The sequence below is a fragment of the Micromonospora sp. NPDC005252 genome (assembly GCF_042872475.1).
Classification (GTDB): domain Bacteria; phylum Actinomycetota; class Actinomycetes; order Mycobacteriales; family Micromonosporaceae; genus Micromonospora.
This window is the reverse complement of record NZ_JBIAKN010000002.1, coordinates 171,970-189,699: the sequence shown is the minus strand read 5'-3', so window position 1 is coordinate 189,699 and position 17,730 is coordinate 171,970. Positions and strand designations below refer to the sequence as shown.

Here is a 17,730-nt window from a genome sequence, read left to right as displayed (position 1 = left end):
CCTCGGCATTAGGAGGCGACGGCGTCACCGGTGGCCGCGGTCGGGACGCCCGGGCCCGCAGGGCAATGCGGGTCCGGGCCAGGCGGCGCGGCCAGGGGACGTGCCGGTCGGGCGTGCGGGCCCGGGCCGGTCGAGTCGCGGATGACCAGGTCGGTCTGGAGCATTACCTGTGCGGTGGTACGACGGACGCCGAGCGCCGTGCCGGCACCGGGGCCCCGCGCGCCGCGCGGTGACTCGATGTCCTGTTGCAGCAGCATGTCGACGGCCGTCCGGCCAGCGGCCCCGGTGGGTGTGGCCACCGTCGTCAGTTTGGGGCGGGTGAGCCGACTCAGGGCGATGTCGTCGACCCCGACGACACTCACCTCCTGTGGCACCCGGACCCCGAGCGCGTCCAGCCCCTCGATGAGGCCGATCGCCATCAGGTCGTTGTAGGCGAGCACGGCCGTCACGCCACTGCGCCGCACCTGGTCGGCGACGGCGAGGCCGCCGGTCTCGGTGGGCGCGTTGGGGCCGAGCACGGTCAGCTCCGCGCCGCCGCTCCGGGCGGCCGTGGCGGCGGCGCGGCGCATCTCCCGGTTGGTCCACGAGCTGCGGGGGCCGCCGAGCAACGCGATGCCGCGGTGACCGAGACCGATCAGGTGCTCGATCGCCGCCCGGGCGCCCTGCCCGACGTCCATCAGCACGCAGGGCAGGCCGGTCACCTGGCGGTTCACCACCACCAACGGCACCTCCCGGCTGAGCTGCTCGATCAGGCTGTTGCTCATCCGCGGGCTGCACAGCAGCACCCCGTCGACCTGCTTGGCGAGCGCGTGGACCAACTCCTCCTCGGCGGTCGGGTCCTCGTTGGTGTCGGCCACGAAGACGTGGTAGTCGCGATGGCGGGCCTGGCTCTCCGCCGCCTTGATCAGCGGCGGGAAGAACGGGTTCGCGATGTCCGCGATGATCAGGCCGATGTTGTGCGTCCGCCCGGTGATCAGGGCCCGGGCGGCGCGGTTCGGCCGGTAGCCCAGGTCCTCCGCGCAGGCGAGCACCCGGACCCGGGTCTCCGGGTTGACCAGGTGCGGGGCAGAGAAGGTGCGGGACACGGTGGAGATGTGCACCCCGGAGGCGCGGGCGACGTCCCGGATGGTGACTGGCACGGCGGGCCCTTCGTCCGATGTGGCGACGGTCACGTGGGTGCCGCCAATTAATGCAAACGGTTGCGCCAGTGTCAACGGTCAATGGTTGCGGTTCTGTTGCGTCGACGCTCCCCGTGGTGACCTACAACGCCGCAAACACTGACATTTATCGCCGATAGTGTCGTCAGCGTTGACGCGATCGCATCGATCGTGGTTACTTCACTGCAAACCTTTGCAGGGATCACCTGGGGGCGACCACATGTCACCGAGATCCGACGGGCGAGTCCGGTACGCCGTCGTGGGCACCGGCGCACGGGCCGAGATGTTCGTCCGGGCCCTGGTGCTCGACCACGCCGACACCACCGAGCTGGTCGCCTTCACCGACGTGAACCAGGCCCGGATGGACGCGCACAACCGCTGGCTCGCCGAGCTGGGCCACCGCCCGGCGCCGACGTACCCGGCCGGTGAGTTCCGGGCCATGCTGGACAAGGAGCGGGTCGACGTCGTGCTGGTGACCAGTGTGGACGTCACCCACGACGAGTACGTGGTGGCCGCGCTGCGCGCCGGCCGGGACGTGGTCACCGAGAAGCCGATGACCGTCGACGCCGCGCGCTGCCGACGCATCCTGGATGCGGTGACCGAGACCGGCGGCCGGGTGACGGTCGCCTTCAACTACCGCTACAACCCGCTGCACGAGCAGGTCCGCCGCCTGCTCGCCGACGGCGCGGTCGGTGAGATCGGCTCGGTGCACTTCGAGTGGCTGCTCGACGTTCGGCACGGCGCCGACTACTTCCGGCGCTGGCACCGCGACAAGGCCACCTCCGGCGGGCTGATGGTGCACAAGGCCAGCCACCACTTCGACCTGGTCAACTGGTGGCTGGGGGCCACCCCGGTCGAGGTGTACGCCGCCGGCCGCCTGTTCTTCTACGGCGAAGACGGTCGCCGGCACGGCTACGCCCGCGACTACGAGCGGGCGTACGGCTCCCCCGCCGCCGTCGACGACCCGTTCGCGCTGCGGCTGGACGCCCACCCCCGGCTGCGCGAGCTGTACCTCGACGCCGAGGCCGAGGACGGCTACCAGCGCGACCGCAACGTGTTCGCCCCGGGCGTGAGCATCGAGGACGACATGGCCGTGCTCGCCCGCTACTCCACCGGCGCCACGATGACCTACCACCTCACGGCGTACGCCCCCTGGGAGGGCTACCGGGTGATGGTCAACGGCAGCCGGGGTCGCCTGGAGCTGGAGGTGACCGAGAACGACTTCGTCGACCGGGGCACCGCGGGCGCGGTCAAGGGCGCCGCGCTGCACGGCGTCGAGGCGCCGACCGAAGGGGGCGGCGCGACGCTCACCCTGCGCCCGTTCTGGGAACCGCCCCGGCAGATCCCCGTCGAGGGTCGTACCCGACACGGGCACGGCGGCGCGGACGCCCGGATGACCGCGGTGCTCCTCGGCGGCCAGCCCGATCCGCTGGGCCGCGCCGCGACGGCCGACGACGGCGCGCTGGCCCTGCTCACCGGCCTGGCCGCCAACCGGTCCTTCGAGACCGGGCAACCGGTCCGGGTCGCCGATCTGCTCACCCCCCGCTGACCACCGACGAGGAGCCCAGCCCCGTGCCGACGTCCGACCACACCGACCTGCTCCTGCCCTCCGAGCCCGGGCAGCGCGCGATCGCCCGGGAGCTGTACACCCTCGCGGCGCAGCAGCCGATCATCTCGCCGCACGGGCACGTCGACCCGGCCCTGCTCGCGCAGGACCAGCCCTTTCCAGACCCGGCGCGGCTGCTCATCGTGCCCGACCACTACCTGACGAGGATGCTGCTCAGCCAGGGCGTCCCCCCGTCGGACCTGGGCGTGCCGACCCGCGACGGCAGCCCGACCGAGACCGACGGGCGGGTGATCTGGCGGCGCTTCGCCGCGCACTGGCACCTGTTCCGGGGAACCCCGTCGCGGCTCTGGCTGGAGCAGACCTTCCGCACCGTGTTCGGTGTGCAGACTCCGCTCGGCCCGGCCACCGCCGACACCGTCTACGACGAGATCGCGGCCCGGCTCGCCGAGCCGGACTTCCGGCCCCGGGCGCTGTTCGAGCGGTTCGGAATCGAGGTGCTCGCGACCACCGAGTCGCCGCTGGACGACCTCGCGCAGCACGCCAAGCTCGCCGCCGACGGGTGGGGCGGGCCGGGCGGCCGGGTGGTCACCACGTTCCGCCCGGACGACGTGGTGGACATGGAGTACGAGGGCTGGGCGTCCAACGTGGCGCGCCTCGGCGCGCTGACCGGCGAGGACACCGGCACGTACACCGGTTATCTGGCCGCGCTGCGGGCCCGGCGGGCGGCGTTCATCGCGGCCGGGGCGACCTCGTCGGACCACGGCCACCCCACCGCCCGCACCCTGGACCTGACCCCGGCCGAGGCCGCCCGGCTGTACGACCGGGGCCTGCGCGGCACGGCCGACGCGGCCGACGCGGAGGCGTTCCGGGCGCACATGCTCATGGAGTTCGCCCGGATGTCGCTCGACGACGGCCTGGTCATGCAGCTGCACCCCGGCGCGGTGCGCAACCACAACCGCTGGCTGTACGACCGGCACGGCCGCGACGTGGGCGGCGACGTGCCGCAGGCCACCGAGTACGTGCACGCGCTCGCGCCGCTGCTGGAGCGCCACGGCAACGACCCCCGGCTGCGGGTGGTGCTCTACACCCTCGACGAGGACACCTTCACCCGTGAGCTCGCGCCCCTCGCCGGCGGCTACGCCGCGCTGCTGCTCGGCGCGCCCTGGTGGTTCCTCGACTCCCCCGAGGTGCTGCGCCGGTTCCGGGAGACGGTCACCGAGAGCGCCGGCTTCTACAACACCACCGGGTTCGTCGACGACACCCGGGCGTTCTGCTCCATCCCGGTACGCCACGACGTGGCCCGCCGGGTCGACGCCGGCTTCCTGGCCCGGTTGGTCGCCGAGCAGCGGCTGCCGCTGGACGATGCGGCTGAGACGATCGTCGACCTGGCGTACCGGCTGCCCAAGCGGGTCTTCAACTTCGGAGGGGTCGACCAGTGAGTGTCACCATCACGTCCGTCGAGGTGCACGACGTGCGGTTCCCGACCGCCGCGCGGGGCGACGGGTCCGACGCGATCAACCGGGGCGACTACTCGGCGACGTACGTCGAGCTGGGCACCGACGCCGGGGCGGTCGGCGCGGGGTTCACCTTCACCAACGGCCGGGGAAACGAGATCACCTGCGCGGCGGTGCGGGCGCTGGCCCACCACGTCGAGGGGCGGACGGTCGAGGAGATCGCGGCCGAGCCCGTGGCGTTCTGGCGCTCGCTCAGCGCCGACGTGCAGTTGCGCTGGCTGGGGCCGGAGAAGGGCGTCATCCACATGGCGACCGGCGCGCTTGTCAACGCCGTGTGGGACCTGCGGGCCAGGATCGCCGGCAAGCCGATGTGGCGGTTCCTCGCCGAACTGCCCACTGACGAGCTGGTCGCCAGCATCGACTTCAAGCACATCACCGACGCGCTCACCCCGGACGACGCGGCGGCCATCCTCGACAAGGGACGCGACGGCCTGGCCGACCGACTGAGCACGCTCGAACGCGACGGTTTCCCTTCGTACACCACCTCGGTCGGTTGGCTCGGCTACCCGGACGACAAGGTGCGGGCGTTGACCCGGCAGGCGTACGACGACGGGTGGCGGGCGATGAAGATGAAGGTGGGCGGCCCGCTCGCCGACGACCTGCGCCGGGCCCGGATCATCCGCTCCGAGATCGGCCCGGACGCGCTGCTGATGATGGACGCCAACCAGGTGTGGGACGTCGACGAGGCGATCACGGCGATGACCGCCCTCGCGGAGGTGGACCCGTACTGGATCGAGGAGCCGACCCACGCCGACGACATCCTCGGTCACGCCCGGATCGCCCGCGCCGTCGACGAGCTGACCGGCGGGCGGTGCCGGGTGGCCACCGGCGAGGTCGCCGCCAACCGGGTGATCTTCAAGCAGCTGCTCCAGGCCGAGGCGATCGGCGTGATGCAGATCGACGCGTGCCGGGTCGGCGGCGTCAACGAGGTCCTGGCCGAGCTGCTGCTGGCGGCGAAGTTCGGGGTGCCGGTCTGCCCGCACGCCGGCGGCGTCGGCCTCTGCGAGTACGTCCAGCACCTGGCGATCTTCGACTACCTGCGGGTGGGCGCCACCCTGGACGGTCGGATGATCGAGTACGTCGACCACCTGCACGAGCACTTCGTCGACCCGGTACGCACCCGCGGCGGCCGCTACCTGCTGCCCGACCGGCCCGGTTACAGCGCCACCATGAAACCGTCGTCGATCGCCGAGTTCCGCTTCCCGGACGGTCCGGCATGGCGGTGACCGTCGGCGCGTCCCGCCTCGGCCTGGGGGTGCTGCGCCACCTGCCCGTCGAGTCCCGTCCCCTCATCCGGCCGGGCACCGTGCCGACGGGCGTCGTACACCTGGGGTTGGGTGCGTTCCACCGGGCGCACCAGGCCGTCTACACCGAGGCGGCGGTCGGCGCGGCCGGCGGCGACTGGGGCATCATGGCCGTCGCCCCGCGCAGCACCGCCCTGGTCGAGGCGCTCACCGCCCAGGACAACCTGTTCAGCGTCAGCGCCCTCTCCGCCGCCGGCACCACCACCCGGGTGGTGGGCGCGCTCAGCGGCGTACGGCATGCTCCCAGCGACCCGGGCGCCGTGGTGGCGTTGCTCGCCGACCCGGCGGTCCGCGTCGTGACGCTCACCGTCACCGAGAAGGCGTACCACCTCGATCCGGTGACCGGCCGACTGTCCCCGGACGCCGCGCTCGCCGCGGACCTCGCCGGTCATCAGGCGCCGACGACCGTGCCGGGGCTGCTGCTGCGCGGGCTGGCCGCCCGCGCCGCCGCCGACGCCGGACCGCTGGCGCTGGTGAGCTGCGACAACCTGCCGGCCAACGGCCGGCGGCTGCGCGGTCTGGTCGACCAGGCGGTCGAGCGGGCCGCCGGGGTGCCCGCCGGGCTCGTCGACTGGGTGGTCGCCAACGTGACCTGCCCCGGGACCATGGTGGACCGCATCGTGCCGGCCAGCACCCCGGAGACCATCGACGCGGCCCGCCGGGCGCTCGGTGTGACCGACCTGGCCGCGGTGGCCGCCGAGCCGTACGCGCAGTGGGTGATCGAGGACGACTTCCCCGGCGGGCGGCCGGGCTGGGAGCACGCCGGGGCGGTGCTCACCGGCGACGCCGGGCCGTGGGAGCGGTTGAAGCTGCGCACCCTCAACGGCGTGCACTCGGCCGTGGCGTACCTCGGCGCGCTGGCCGGCCGGGAGACCATCGCCGACGCCCTCGAGATCCCGCACCTGACCGACGTGCTGCGCCGGCTGATCGCCGAGGACGTCGCGGCCAGCTTCACGCCGCCGGACGGGGTGCGCGTGGTCGACTACGGCGAGCAGGTCCTCGCCCGGTTCGCCAACCCGGCGATCCGGCACCGCACCCTGCAGGTCGCGGTGGACGGCTCGCAGAAGTTGCCGCAGCGCATCCTGCACACCATCGCCGACCTGCGCGCGGCCGGCCGGTCCGCGCGCTGGGGCGCGCTGGTCGTGGCGTCCTGGTTGCGCTTCGCGCTGGGGTACGCCGACGACGGCGGACCGTTGCCGTTGCAGGACCCTCTCGCGGGGCCGATCCGGTCCGCCCTGGACGCCGGAGCGCGGAGCCCGGCCGGCGCGGTGGACGCCGTCTTCGCGCTGCGCGAGGTCATTCCGGCCGAGGTGGCCGACGACGACGAGGTACGCGCCGAGGTGACCGCCTGGCTCACCGCGCTCGGTCGACACGGCGTCGAGGCGACCCTGGCCGGTGCCCGGTGAGCGGTGCCGCGTGGGCCGGTGCCCCGGGGGCCTCGGCAGTCTTGACCGGCGTCTCGTGAACGGGTCGGCGCCGCCGCCGACGGTGGCGGTGATCGGGGCGAACGGGCACGGCCACTGGCACCGGCGGGTGATCGCGCCGCTGCACGCCGGCGGCCGGCTGCGGCTGGTCGCCCTGGTCGACGTTCAACCGGTGCGCGACGAGCGGGAGGCGCCGGTGCCGCCCGGGGTCGGGGTGTTCACCGACCACCGGGCGATGCTCGCCGCCACCCGACCGGAGGTGGTGGCGATCTGCACCCCGCCGCACACGCACCTGCCGATCGCCCGCGACGCCCTCGCGGCCGGCGCGGACCTGCTGCTGGAGAAGCCGCCGGTGCTGTCGCTGGCCGAGCACGACGAGCTGACCGACGCGCTGGCGGCGACCCGCCGCGTGGCCCAGGTCGGTTTCCAGGCGCTCGGTTCGGCGGCGCTGACCGCGCTGACCGACGCGCTGGCCGCCGGCCGCCTCGGCGCGGTCACCGGCATCGCGACCGTCGCGGCGTGGCAACGGCCGGACGCCTACTACGCCCGCTCCCCGTGGGCCGGCCGCCGGAGCGTGGACGGCCGACCGGTGCTGGACGGCGCGCTGGCCAACCCGCTCGCGCACGCGGTGATGCAGTGCCTGGCCGTCGCCGAGGCGCTCGGCGGGGCACCACCGTGGCCGGTCGCCATCGAGGTGGAGCGCTACCGGGTGCGGCCGATCGAGGTGGAGGACACGGCGGTGCTGCGGGTGCGGTTCCGCGCCGGTCCACCGGTGCTGGCGGCGGTCACCCTGGTATCCGAGGAGTTCGTGGCGGGCGAGGTGGTGGTGACCGGCACGACGGGACAGGCCGTGCTGGAGTACCCGACGGACCGGTTGCGCCTGCCCGGTGACGTGGTGACCCGCCGCGTCCCCGGTCGACGGGGCCTGCTGGAGAACCTGCTCGCCCACCGTGCCGACCCGGCCGGGGTGCCGCTGATCGCCCCGCTGGCCCGTACCGCGCCGTTCACCGCCCTGCTGGACGCGTTGCGGGCCGCGCCCGAGCCCCGACTGCTCGGCGGGGAGCTGGTCGACGTGGTGGGCGACGGTGACGAGCGGGTGTTGCGGATCCGTGGCGTGGTCGAGGTACTGCGTCGGGCGGCCGAGCAGGGTGCGCTGCCCAGCGAGCAGGGCGTGCCGTGGGCCGTGCCGGCGTACCGCGCGGACCTGGCGTAGTGGTGTCGCCCCGCGGTGGCGAGGGTGCTCCGGTTGTCCTTTGCTCTGCTTCAACCGAGGCAACACTTTTGCCCCGCAGGTGTTGCCTGGGTTGAAGCAGAGCAAAGGAGGCGACGGGTCGGTGCCCGCCCCTCCTCCGACACTCGGGGCAGGCGGCCGACGTCTAAAGAGGCGGCCCTCGGAGCGACTGTCCGTGCGATAACGTGCGTCCACATGGGAACAGTTGACCTGGCCCTGGCCGTCGCGGTCGGCGTGGCCAACCTGGCCGTCGCCGCCGTGCTGCTCGCCAGGAGCCGCGGTGGCACCGTGGCACCCCGGATCCTCGGCCGCCCGCAGCCGCTCCCCCGCCTGCGGGCCGCGATGCACGCCTGCCTGGGGCTGGGGCTGGGGGTCGGCTGGCTCGTCAAGGACATCTTCCCGCCCCACTCCACGGGCGACGCGGTGCTGTTCATCGTCATCAGGGTCCTGCTGGTGGCTGCTCTCGTCACCGCCCTGCTGGTCGCCTTCCGGCACGTTCGACCCGCGCGGGATGAGACCGCCCACTAGCGGCCGGCACCACTGCAACATTCCTGCAAACAATTTATATTGACCGATACAAAACCGCGAACCTACCGTTCCTGGTGAATGCCGAAACCACCACCAGCGAATGGGAAAATCAATGCGCGCACCCCTCGTCGGGGCGACGGTGATCGCCGTCCTGGTCGGTGCCACACCTGCCGCCGCCGCTCCCCGCCCCGACACTTCCGCCGCCGATCGGCTCTCCTGGTCGGCCCGTCACCTCGGTCGGCAGGCCCTGCCGGAGCGGGACGGCTGGGCGGCCGAGGGCGTCGGCACCACAGGCGGTTCGGCGGCGCCGCCGGAGCGGACCCGGGTGGTCCGCAGCAGGGCCGAACTGGTCGCCGCCCTCGGTGGCGACAACGCCGCCAACGCCACCGACGCCACGCCGAAGCTGATCTACGTGGCGGGCGCGGTCGACGGCTTCGAGGGGCCCGACAGCACAACACTGAGCTGTGCCGACCTGGCTGACCCGGCGTACCGGCTGGACGCCTACCTGGCCGCGTACGACCCGGCGGTCTGGGGTCGGGTGGCACCGGCCGGGCCGCTGGAGGAGGCCCGGGTGCGCTCGGTGGCCAACCAGACCCGCCAGACCCAGATCAACGTCGGCCCCAACACCACAATCGTCGGCCTGCGCGGCGCGCGACTGACCGGTCTCACCCTCATGATCGACCGGGCGTCCAACGTCATCGTGCGCAACCTGACCTTCGTCGACGCCCGGGACTGCTTCCCCGCGTGGTCGCCCACCGACGGCGACACCGGCAACTGGAACAGCCAGTACGACCAGATCTCGGTACGCCGCAGCGAGCACGTGTGGGTCGACCACAACACGTTCACCGACGGCGACAACCCGGACAGCGCCCAGCCCGTCTACTTCGGCCGGCCGTACCAGGTGCACGACGGGTCGCTGGACGTCACGCACACCGCCAGCGGAGTCACCGCCTCATGGAACCGCTTCACCGGACGGGACAAGCTGATGCTGATCGGCTCGTCCAACACCGTCGGCCCGGACGTGGGTCGGCTGAAGGTCACCCTGCACCACAACCTCTTCGACGGCGTCCTGCAACGGCTACCGCGGGTGCGGTTCGGTCAGGTCGACGTCTACAACAACCTGTACCGGCTGGGCGGCGACGGCTTCCAGTACGCCCTGGGCGTCGGTGTGCAGTCGGCGATCTACGCGCAGAACAACTTCTTCGCCCTCGACGCGGGCGTGGACCCGGCCGACCTGCTCTACGACTGGGGCGGCACCGCGCTCACCGAGTGCGGCTCCTGGGTGCGCCAGGGCGCCGGCCCGGCCCGGCCGGTCGACCTGCTCACGGCGTACAACGCGGCGCACGACCCCGACCTGGGCGCCGACGCCGGTTGGACACCCACCCTGCGCCGCGACCCGGTCCTGCCGGCGCCGCTGCTCCCGCTCCTGGTGGGCCCGCTCGCCGGGGCCGATCGGCTGCCGCTGTGACGACTCGCCATGGTCGGGTCGGCGACGTACCGGGCCATCGATGGGGGGAAGATCGGCTATAAGTGACGCATGGACTTCCCGCCGCACCTGGGCAGCATGCCGATGCACGCGATCACCGAGATCCACGGCGAACCGGGCCTGCTGGAGCGCTTCCGGCTGGAGGTCGAGCGCTTCGACGACGGCGAACGCGCCCGCCTGTCCGCCGCGCTCGACCTCGCCGCCGAGCTGCACCGCGACGACCGGCGGGTCCGCGAGCCGTACCTCAACCACCTGCTGCGGGTCGCCATCCGGCTCATGCACCACTACCAGGTCCGCGACGTCGACGTGATCGTCGCGGGTCTGCTGCACGACGCGGTGGAGGACCACCCGGCCGAGCTGGCCGACGGCGGCGGCGACCCGACCGCCGCGGCGCTGGCCGCGCTCGCCGCGCGGTTCGGGCCGCGGGTGGCCACCCTGGTCGCCGCGGTCACCAATCCGATGTACGACCCGCAGCGCGACCGCAACGAGCAGTACCGGGAGCACCTGGCGGTCAGCCTGGACCGGGAACCCTGGGCGCGGGTGATCAAGGTGTCGGACTTCACCGACAACGGAGTCGGGGTGATCCACACCGTCGGGCCGAAGGTCGTCTCGTCGGCCCGGAAGTACCGGCCGCTGGTGCCGCTCTTCCGGGACCTGATCGGTCGTGCGGACACCCCGCTCTCGCCTGCGGTGAAGGCCCACATCTTCGGCCAGCTCGACCTTGCCGAGGAGCGGTTCAGCGCCATCCTGGACCGGCCGGCCCACTCGCACTGAGCTGAGCTGAGCCGGGACGCGCGCCTGACGGGTCAGGCCTGCGTACCGCCGCCGAGACCCGACGCGGGCACGAACCCGTCCCGGCGCAGGCCCTCGCGCACCAGGTGCTCCAGCCAGGAGGTCGGGGCGACACCCAACTCCCGGCCCAGGTCGGCGCGGAACAGCTCCAGCCGGCGTACCGCCTCGTTGATGTTGCGTTCGGCCAGGTGCACGGCGATCAGCACGCGGGTGGCGCTCTCCCGCAACGGTTCCAACTGCACGGCGGTCAACGCCACCTGCACCGCCTCGCTGAAGCGTCCCTGCGCGGTCAGCCGTTCGGCCAACGCCTCCAGCGCGTACAGCTGGGTCTGGCGCAGCCGCTCCCGCTCGGTCAGCACCCAGTCGTCGTACCAGCCGGGCAGCAGCTCGCCCGTCGCCAGCGCCGGCACCCCCGCGCCGACACCCGCCGGCGCCCCGCCGGCCAGCAGCGCCGCGGACGCCGCGCCGAGCGTGGCGACGTCGCTGGTCACACCGGCGGCGAGGGCCAGCCGGTCGTCCTCCTCGACGAGGGGCTCGGGGGTGACCCGGTGCAGCCGCCAGAGCATGGTGCGCAGGTTGGCGCGGGCCCGCTCCTCGTGCGAGCCGGGCCAGAGGGTGCCGGCAGCCTCCCAGCGGGCGCACCGCTGGCGTACGCCGAGGTAGGCGAGCAGCCGGCGCGCGCCCTGCGGCACCACGACGGACCGGCCGTCGCGTTCCAGCCCGAAGCCGCCGAGCAGACGCAGCGTGTACCGGGTTGGTCGCGCCACGCCGGCCTCCTGCGCCCCGGAGCGGACGTCCTGCGTCACCTCGTGAACTGCCATCCCTGCGCCCTTCGCACCCGATCACCGGTGTGGGAGTTCCACGCTCGGGTGTGGACGGTCCGCACGCCAGCGCAGTGTCGTCACACCGACCCGGCGAACGGCGGGGATCAGCCGTTCGCCGGAGCGATGACCGGCCGTTCAGCGCAGCTTGCTCAGCGTCCGGGCGTAGCCGGTCCACTCGGCGGCGTCGCCGACGTCGGCGCGTACCCCGGCCTCCTTCATGATGCCGAGCACCCGCTCGGCCGGCGCCTCGGCCAGCTTGCCGAGCGTGCTGATCCCGGCGCGGGTCAGCGCCGCGCGGGCCTTGGTGGGCACCCCGGCGAGCATGGCGATGTCGGCGTCGGCGACGTTCTCCAGTTCCGCGTCGATGCCGAGCGCGGCGGAGACCGCCGACTGGGCGCCCGCCGTGGTCCGGACGATTGCCGCCTCCCGTTCGCTGACCTCGACGACCATCGCGTCCACGCTCGGGTAGCTGCTGTCCGCCGGCAGCACCTTGAGCACGTCGCGGATCGTCCGACCGTCGGCCACCTGGTCCTCACCGAAGGTACGGATGAACTCCACCACCTTCACCTCGCGCGGGAAGCGCTGCCGCACGTCGGCGTTCTCGACGGCGTACCGGTCGAGGTAGGCGGCGCCCCGGACCTTCGGGCCGGCGACCACGTCCACGCCGAGGGTCTCGACGGCGGGCAGCACGATCGTGCCGGCCTTGGTCTGCCAGATGCTGACCTTCTTGTCCATGAACATCGTGGTGCCCATGTACCGGCCGAAGTCGAGCGTGCCGATGTAGTTGGGGATCTGCTCGAGCTGGTACGGGCCGGGGCTGACCTTCGTCTCGTGCACCGTGGAGTGCAGCCGGTTGATCTCGGCGCGGATCTCGTCGAGCAGCCGGCGCAGGCTCACCCGCATCGCGGCCATGCAGGAGAACGCCTTGGCCAGGTCGGTGCCGAGGTGGTCCAGGTCGTGCTCGATGCGGTGGAACCGCTCGTTGAAGCCCTGCTCGCCGGTCGTCTGCCCGGCCTGCACGACGTCCTCGCCGTCGACCCAGTCGGTGTGGGCGAAGGTGCGGGCGAACGGTGGTGGCGCGCAGCCCGGCTCCACCGCCGGGAACGGCTCGGCGTAGCTGAACACCCGCTTCGCGGTGCCCACGTTCTCGTAGATCCAGGAGGAGACCAGCACGCTGGCGTCCGACTGCGGGATGCCGTGTTCGGTGAACATCCGGTAGAGCTCGGTGACGGTCACCCCGTCGTAGTTGATCTCGCTCGCCATGATGATGTCCCTCTCAGAGCTGGTCGTACACGCCGCGGTGCCGGCGCTGCTGGAAGGTGCGGAAGGTCCGGGCCACCGCCGGGCGCAGCGGCTCGGCGTCGCCGTCGGCGTCGAGGTCGACGTGGTCACGCCGGATGCCGAAGGTGTTGATCTCCACGCCGAGCGGGCAGACCCGCGTCAGGGTGTTCATCAGCCGCTCGTACTGGGCCAGGGTCAACGCCACCCCGTCGGGCAGCTCCACCCGGAACTCGTACGGGTCGGTCAGCCCGGTCCGCACGTAGGACAGCGCCACCACGGCGACCAGCCCGGCGTGGGTGGGGCGCAGCGTGGTCCGCGCGCCGACCGCCTTGATGTCCGCGGTGCCGCCGCCGAGCCCCACGGTGTACCAGCGGAAGCCGGTGGCCCGCCGCTCGGCCAGGTTGAGTCCGGCCTGGGGCAGCCCGATCACGCTGCACACCAGCAGCACCCGGTTGCCGGTGTCGACAAGCGGCAGCGCGGCGGCGAGATGCTGGTCGCGGAGCAGGCCGACCAGCCGGGCCAGCCGGTCGGCGGCGGCCGGCTGCCCGGCGATCAGCGCGGACGCCAGCGCCGCCGGCAGCTCGATGGTCTCCACCAGCTCGTCGGGGAGCCGGTTCAGCGCGGCCACCACGGGCGCCGGGTCGCGCACCGCGGGCAGGCCGGCGGCGGCCAGGACCGCATCGACCGGCTGCCCGGCCGGCCGGGTCGGTACGCCCGCCCACCGGGTCCGGGCCGCCGCGTCGGTCATCGGCGTCCACGCCGGCTCCCCCGCGCCCGTCCACGCCGTCGCGGCGGCGGCCAGGCCGGCCAGCAGCAGCGCGTTGCCACCCGGGTCGCCCGGCGCATGGAACTGCGCCTCGACGGCCACGTCTGCGCCGACCGTGGCGGCCGTCGGCGCGGTCACCGCCAGCCCACGGGTGGGCAGGTGCGACAGGTACATCCTGGTGGTGCTGATCCGGTGCGTGGTCTGCACCCCGCACACCCGCCACAGCCACGCCACCTCGCCGTCGGCGGCCACCGTGGGCACACCGGCGGCGCGGACGGCGGCGATCAGGGCCTCGGCGGTCCGGTCGCCGGTGACCGCGCGACCGGTGTCCAGCACCCGGTTGCGCAGGTCGGTGGCCTGGGCGGGGGTCGGCCAGCTCACGTCCACGCCGAGGCCCAGCTCGTAACGACTGCCACCGGCGTCGTCCTGGGCCCGGGTCACCTGCCACACCAGGGTCGAGCCGAGCGCCCGGCAGACGCGCCCGGCGCGGTCCAGCGCGGTGGCCAGCGGCGGCGCGATGGCGTGCGCGCTGTCGAAGGCGTACGACTGCCGCAGGCTGGCGCGCAGCGCCGTGACCTCGGTCAGCCGGCCGGACGGCAGCGCCCGAGCGGCGTGCGTGGTGTTGTTCGGCGGGGTGTTGGCGGGCAGCACCAGGCGGTCGCGGCGCAGTTGGGCGAGGAAGTTGGTGCGGTGCTGCGGGTCACCGGCGGCGACCAGCCGGATCGCCACTGCGAACCGGTCGTCCTCCTCGCGCAGCGTGAACCGGGCGCCGCCGGGCAGGTCGGCGAAGAGCCCCGCGTTCGGGTCGGTGTCCGCGCCGGGGCCGTTGAGCAGCCGGCGTATCGCGCCCGGAGTGGGCAGCAGGAACCGCCGGTAGAGCCCCAACCGGTGGGCGTACGCGGCGTCCGCCTCGCGGGCCGGCGGCGCCAGCCGGCGGGCGTACACGTCGCCGCTGGCCGGCTCGTGCACCAGCTCGTCGACGAACCGGGCCACCCCGACGTCCGCGCCGATCCGGTCCAGCGCGTCACGTCGGGCGTGCGCGAGGGTCCGGTAGGCGTGCACCTCCCGCGCCGTGCGGCGCAGCCGGTGCTTCTCGTACGACACCAGGTAGAGCAGCCGGCCCAGGTTGCCCTCCACGACGGCCAGCTCGACCAGGGCGGTGAGCGCCGCACCGGTGACCGCCGTGGCGGCCGCCCCGTCGACGGCCCGCTCGGCCGTCACAGCGACGGAAAACGGCGCTACCAGCGGCTCGTCGGCGGTGTCCGGCGCGTACGCCGGCACCGACGCTCCCGCGGCGGACCAGGGCGCGAAGACCACCGGCGGCAGCACCCGCTCGTCCCCGCCGCCGCCGGGGTTGACGGTGACGCTCACCCGGACGGTCTCCTCGACCAGGTCGCGACGCAGCACGACGGTGAGCAGGGGGTGCCGACTGGTCCAGTCCACCGCGGCGGCGCCGGTGGTGGCGAGCGGCACGACGACCCGGCGGACGGTCCCCGGGTAGGGGCCCTCCAACTGGTCGACGAGGTTGCGTTCGACGGACGGATCGGCGCCGTCCACCGGCACCCGGATGTCGGTCATCGCGCCCCCGCTCAGACGATCCGGAACGGCCGGGGATCGTCCCGGTCGACGTAGACGGGCACCTGGTTGGCGGCGAGCACCGCGTTGTCGCCGACCGGCAGCCGCTGCACCCCGTCGCCGGTGGGCGCGCTGCCGGTCACCACCACCGCCGAGTCGGCCGGGAACCGCACGAGGCGCAGCCCGCGTACGTCGGCGACGCCCGGCTCGTTCATCAGCGTCCAGATCACCTCGGCGGCCCGGACCGGCTCACCGAAGGGCAGCTCGTCGACGTAGCGGCGCAGCCGCGCGTGCAGCCGGGCGCGCAGCTCGGTGGCGGCGGTGGACGCGTTCACCGTCTCCTTCGAACCGGTGGGCAGCGGCAGGCCACGGATCACCAGGTCCGCCTCGACGCCGATGCCGACCTCGTCGGCCCGGTCCACCGAGGCGAAGATGCCCACCGGGCGCAGGTCCTCGATGACGGACTCGACGGCGGCGTGCAGCCCGTCCGGCCCGTCCCAGATGGCGGCGGCGGTCGGCGCGACGAGCACCGTGACGTAGTACGGGTTACCCAGGTCGCGTTCGGTGCTGAAGACCCGCTCGATGAAGTTGAAGTTGCCGAAGATCGACTGGTTGAGGTCCAACCCGCCCCGGCCGTCGAAGACCTGCACCTGACGTACGCCGGGCACGGTGGCCACGGCCAGGCCGATCGCCTCGGCCGTCCAGATCGAGCGGGGCGCGGCCAGCAGCAGTTGCCGGTAGCGGGCGTCGGAGACCTGCTGTTCACCCCCGGTCAGCGCGACGGTGTGGGTGATCTCGACCAGCTCCTTGCCGGCCGCCTGCTCGGCGTCGTCGAGGTCGGCCAGCAGGGTGTCGGCCCGGTTCCAGCGGTCGATCTTCTGGTTGGCCTGCGTCGGGTCGAGGTTGTGCGCCGGGCCGGGATAGAAGGCGGCGACGGCCGGTTCGCGCTCGCCGACGGCGGCGGAGAGCACCACTGTCTCGTCCAGGGCCACGTGGTGCCCGCCGGCTGTGGACAGCCGGGCGCCCCGGGGCAGCGTGAGCGGGGTGTGGCCGGCGGGCAGCGCCGCCTTCAGCTTCAGTTTCACCGTGCCCCGCGCGGGCAGGTACGGCCGGGCGATGCCGAGTTCCTCGCCGAGGCGGGTCAGCGCGTCGGCGGTCGCCGACACGACGAAGGAGTTGTCGTAGACCGCGCCGAGCGCCGCCCACAGTCGGGCGTCCTCCAGGGCGGCCAGTTCGAGGACCTTGCGCAGCACCGCGCCGCTGGTCAGGTCGACGTCCTCGCCGAAGAGCAGCCGGGCGGTGGCCAGCTTCTCGGCGAGCAGGCGGGCGAAGGACTTGGGCACGAAGCCGGTCTCGACGATGCCGAAGCCGGTCGAGCCGGTGGCCCGCAGCGCGGCGGCGTCGACGGCGAGGACATCGGCCAGCTCGGCCGGAAGGGTCGGGTCAGACACTGGGCAGCTCCCCGAGGCGCACCGAGAGCCGGTCGTCGGTGATGGTTTCGAACTGGACCTGCACCTGCAGGGTGCGCGACGAGCGCAGGGCGGCCGCCGCCGCGTCGTCGGCACTTCCCGCGCCGAGTCGGCCGTCGTCGAGGTTCACGTCGACGATCTTGCGGACCCGGGGATCGCGGTCGAGCAGCGTGATGATGCCGATGCGGACCTGCTCGCGGATGAGATTCGGCTCGATCTGCTCGGCGAGGGCGTTGAGCCCGTCGAAGCCGAAGGTGGCGTCGAAGACGTTCGAGCCGCGCAGCGTGGTCAGCGCCACCGCGAGGCTCTGCGCCACGTTGCCGGTGCCCTCGACGAGGGCCAGCGCCCGGCCGTTCGGGCCGTCGTCGAAGACGATGTCCCGGGCCAGGTCCACCCCGGGCATGGTGGGTTCGAAGGCGAGGCCCCAGCCGAGGTAGCGGCGCTGCGCGGCCTGCCGTTCGCGCTCGGTGCGGTCCATCTCAGACCGCCTTCAGTTTGCTCTGCCCGGCGGTGGCCGCGAGGCCGGAGGTGCTGCCGTTGGTGGCGCCGCTGAGGGTGTCCAGCGCCACCCCGGCACCCCCGACGTGCAGCTTCTGCGCGGCCCCGGACGCCGACACGACGTTCTTGCACTGCACGGTGGAGCTGCTGTCGGTGATCGCGCACCCGCTCACCGACTTGCCGGTGATGCCGTCCGGGCGGACGACCGGGGCGCCGGCCACCGTCAGCTTGGCCTGCCCGGCCGGGGTGACCGTGCCCTGGCTGGGGCAGTGCACGTTGCTCGACGTGGTGAGCACGAATGCCATGTCGTTCTC

The 17,730-nt window shown here is 73.4% G+C and carries 15 protein-coding genes; 8 read left to right on the top strand and 7 right to left on the bottom strand.

Translation table 11 applies throughout. The features are described from left to right. Positions 1 to 8: 8 nt before the first annotated feature. Positions 9 to 1,139 carry a LacI family DNA-binding transcriptional regulator gene (locus ACFYPH_RS06610; RefSeq protein WP_354863044.1) on the bottom strand — a complete coding sequence of 377 codons (1,131 nt, stop codon included), beginning with the start codon at positions 1,137 to 1,139 and terminating at the stop codon, positions 9 to 11. A gap of 238 nt (positions 1,140 to 1,377) precedes the next feature. On the opposite strand from ACFYPH_RS06610, the gene ACFYPH_RS06605 reads away from it, so the two are divergent. The 8 genes from ACFYPH_RS06605 to ACFYPH_RS06570 all read left to right on the top strand — a co-directional run bounded on the left by ACFYPH_RS06605 (position 1,378) and on the right by ACFYPH_RS06570 (position 10,985). Beyond that, positions 1,378 to 2,706 (top strand): Gfo/Idh/MocA family protein, encoded by a 1,329-nt coding sequence (locus ACFYPH_RS06605; protein WP_387179707.1) that lies wholly within the window; start codon positions 1,378 to 1,380, stop codon positions 2,704 to 2,706. A 23-nt stretch (positions 2,707 to 2,729) separates the two neighbouring features. Next, entirely contained in the window at positions 2,730 to 4,163 is a 1,434-nt protein-coding gene (gene uxaC, locus ACFYPH_RS06600) for a glucuronate isomerase (protein ID WP_387179704.1), read from the top strand. Continuing rightward, complete coding sequence (locus tag ACFYPH_RS06595) at positions 4,160 to 5,464, top strand: enolase C-terminal domain-like protein (RefSeq protein WP_387179701.1); 1,305 nt, start codon at positions 4,160 to 4,162, stop codon at positions 5,462 to 5,464. Before uxaC ends, ACFYPH_RS06595 begins: the two co-directional genes overlap by 4 nt. Continuing rightward, positions 5,455 to 6,948, top strand: coding sequence for a mannitol dehydrogenase family protein (locus ACFYPH_RS06590; RefSeq protein WP_387179699.1), 1,494 nt, complete (start codon positions 5,455 to 5,457; stop codon positions 6,946 to 6,948). The genes ACFYPH_RS06595 and ACFYPH_RS06590 overlap by 10 nt, the downstream gene beginning before the upstream one ends. Positions 6,949 to 7,003: 55 nt before the next feature. Continuing rightward, on the top strand, positions 7,004 to 8,179 hold the full coding sequence (locus tag ACFYPH_RS06585; RefSeq protein WP_387179696.1) for a Gfo/Idh/MocA family protein: 1,176 nt from the start codon (positions 7,004 to 7,006) through the stop codon (positions 8,177 to 8,179). 213 nt (positions 8,180 to 8,392) lie between these two features. Continuing rightward, the gene (locus ACFYPH_RS06580) at positions 8,393 to 8,725 is read left to right on the top strand and encodes a hypothetical protein (protein WP_354862302.1); all 333 of its coding nucleotides are present in this window, start codon (positions 8,393 to 8,395) and stop codon (positions 8,723 to 8,725) included. A 112-nt stretch (positions 8,726 to 8,837) separates the two neighbouring features. Further along, the gene (locus tag ACFYPH_RS06575) at positions 8,838 to 10,193 is read left to right on the top strand and encodes a polysaccharide lyase family 1 protein (protein WP_387179693.1); all 1,356 of its coding nucleotides are present in this window, start codon (positions 8,838 to 8,840) and stop codon (positions 10,191 to 10,193) included. A 69-nt stretch (positions 10,194 to 10,262) separates the two neighbouring features. Then, the gene (locus tag ACFYPH_RS06570; RefSeq protein ID WP_387179690.1) at positions 10,263 to 10,985 is read left to right on the top strand and encodes an HD domain-containing protein; all 723 of its coding nucleotides are present in this window, start codon (positions 10,263 to 10,265) and stop codon (positions 10,983 to 10,985) included. A 32-nt stretch (positions 10,986 to 11,017) separates the two neighbouring features. Here the strand turns inward: ACFYPH_RS06570 and ACFYPH_RS06565 are convergent, their stop codons facing one another. The 6 genes from ACFYPH_RS06565 to ACFYPH_RS06540 all read right to left on the bottom strand — a co-directional run bounded on the left by ACFYPH_RS06565 (position 11,018) and on the right by ACFYPH_RS06540 (position 17,721). After that, positions 11,018 to 11,824, bottom strand: coding sequence for a BTAD domain-containing putative transcriptional regulator (locus ACFYPH_RS06565; protein WP_354862307.1), 807 nt, complete (start codon positions 11,822 to 11,824; stop codon positions 11,018 to 11,020). Between the two features lie 138 nt (positions 11,825 to 11,962). Continuing rightward, complete coding sequence (locus ACFYPH_RS06560; RefSeq protein ID WP_354862309.1) at positions 11,963 to 13,090, bottom strand: hypothetical protein; 1,128 nt, start codon at positions 13,088 to 13,090, stop codon at positions 11,963 to 11,965. Positions 13,091 to 13,103: 13 nt separating this feature from the next. After that, on the bottom strand, positions 13,104 to 15,452 hold the full coding sequence (locus ACFYPH_RS06555) for a hypothetical protein (RefSeq protein WP_387179686.1): 2,349 nt from the start codon (positions 15,450 to 15,452) through the stop codon (positions 13,104 to 13,106). Between the two features lie 11 nt (positions 15,453 to 15,463). Then, positions 15,464 to 16,900: a baseplate J/gp47 family protein gene (locus ACFYPH_RS06550; RefSeq protein ID WP_387179683.1), complete on the bottom strand. Its 1,437-nt coding sequence runs from the start codon at positions 16,898 to 16,900 to the stop codon at positions 15,464 to 15,466. Then, positions 16,893 to 17,396: a hypothetical protein gene (locus ACFYPH_RS06545; RefSeq protein ID WP_387179680.1), complete on the bottom strand. Its 504-nt coding sequence runs from the start codon at positions 17,394 to 17,396 to the stop codon at positions 16,893 to 16,895. Before ACFYPH_RS06545 ends, ACFYPH_RS06550 begins: the two co-directional genes overlap by 8 nt. Position 17,397: 1 nt before the next feature. Further along, positions 17,398 to 17,721 carry a hypothetical protein gene (locus tag ACFYPH_RS06540; RefSeq protein ID WP_354862316.1) on the bottom strand — a complete coding sequence of 108 codons (324 nt, stop codon included), beginning with the start codon at positions 17,719 to 17,721 and terminating at the stop codon, positions 17,398 to 17,400. Between the last annotated feature and the right edge of the window lie 9 nt (positions 17,722 to 17,730).

Bases quoted from the DNA above. Each gene is read 5' to 3' on its own strand.
- ACFYPH_RS06605 (WP_387179707.1), top strand. From the start codon at position 1,378: ATGTCACCGAGATCCGACGGGCGAGTCCGGTACGCCGTCGTGGGCACC.
- ACFYPH_RS06590 (WP_387179699.1), top strand. From the start codon at position 5,455: ATGGCGGTGACCGTCGGCGCGTCCCGCCTCGGCCTGGGGGTGCTGCGC.
- ACFYPH_RS06580 (WP_354862302.1), top strand. From the start codon at position 8,393: ATGGGAACAGTTGACCTGGCCCTGGCCGTCGCGGTCGGCGTGGCCAAC.
- ACFYPH_RS06575 (WP_387179693.1), top strand. From the start codon at position 8,838: ATGCGCGCACCCCTCGTCGGGGCGACGGTGATCGCCGTCCTGGTCGGT.
- ACFYPH_RS06570 (WP_387179690.1), top strand. From the start codon at position 10,263: ATGGACTTCCCGCCGCACCTGGGCAGCATGCCGATGCACGCGATCACC.
- ACFYPH_RS06565 (WP_354862307.1), bottom strand. From the start codon at position 11,824: ATGGCAGTTCACGAGGTGACGCAGGACGTCCGCTCCGGGGCGCAGGAG.
- ACFYPH_RS06560 (WP_354862309.1), bottom strand. From the start codon at position 13,090: ATGGCGAGCGAGATCAACTACGACGGGGTGACCGTCACCGAGCTCTAC.
- ACFYPH_RS06555 (WP_387179686.1), bottom strand. From the start codon at position 15,452: ATGACCGACATCCGGGTGCCGGTGGACGGCGCCGATCCGTCCGTCGAA.
- ACFYPH_RS06545 (WP_387179680.1), bottom strand. From the start codon at position 17,396: ATGGACCGCACCGAGCGCGAACGGCAGGCCGCGCAGCGCCGCTACCTC.
- ACFYPH_RS06540 (WP_354862316.1), bottom strand. From the start codon at position 17,721: ATGGCATTCGTGCTCACCACGTCGAGCAACGTGCACTGCCCCAGCCAG.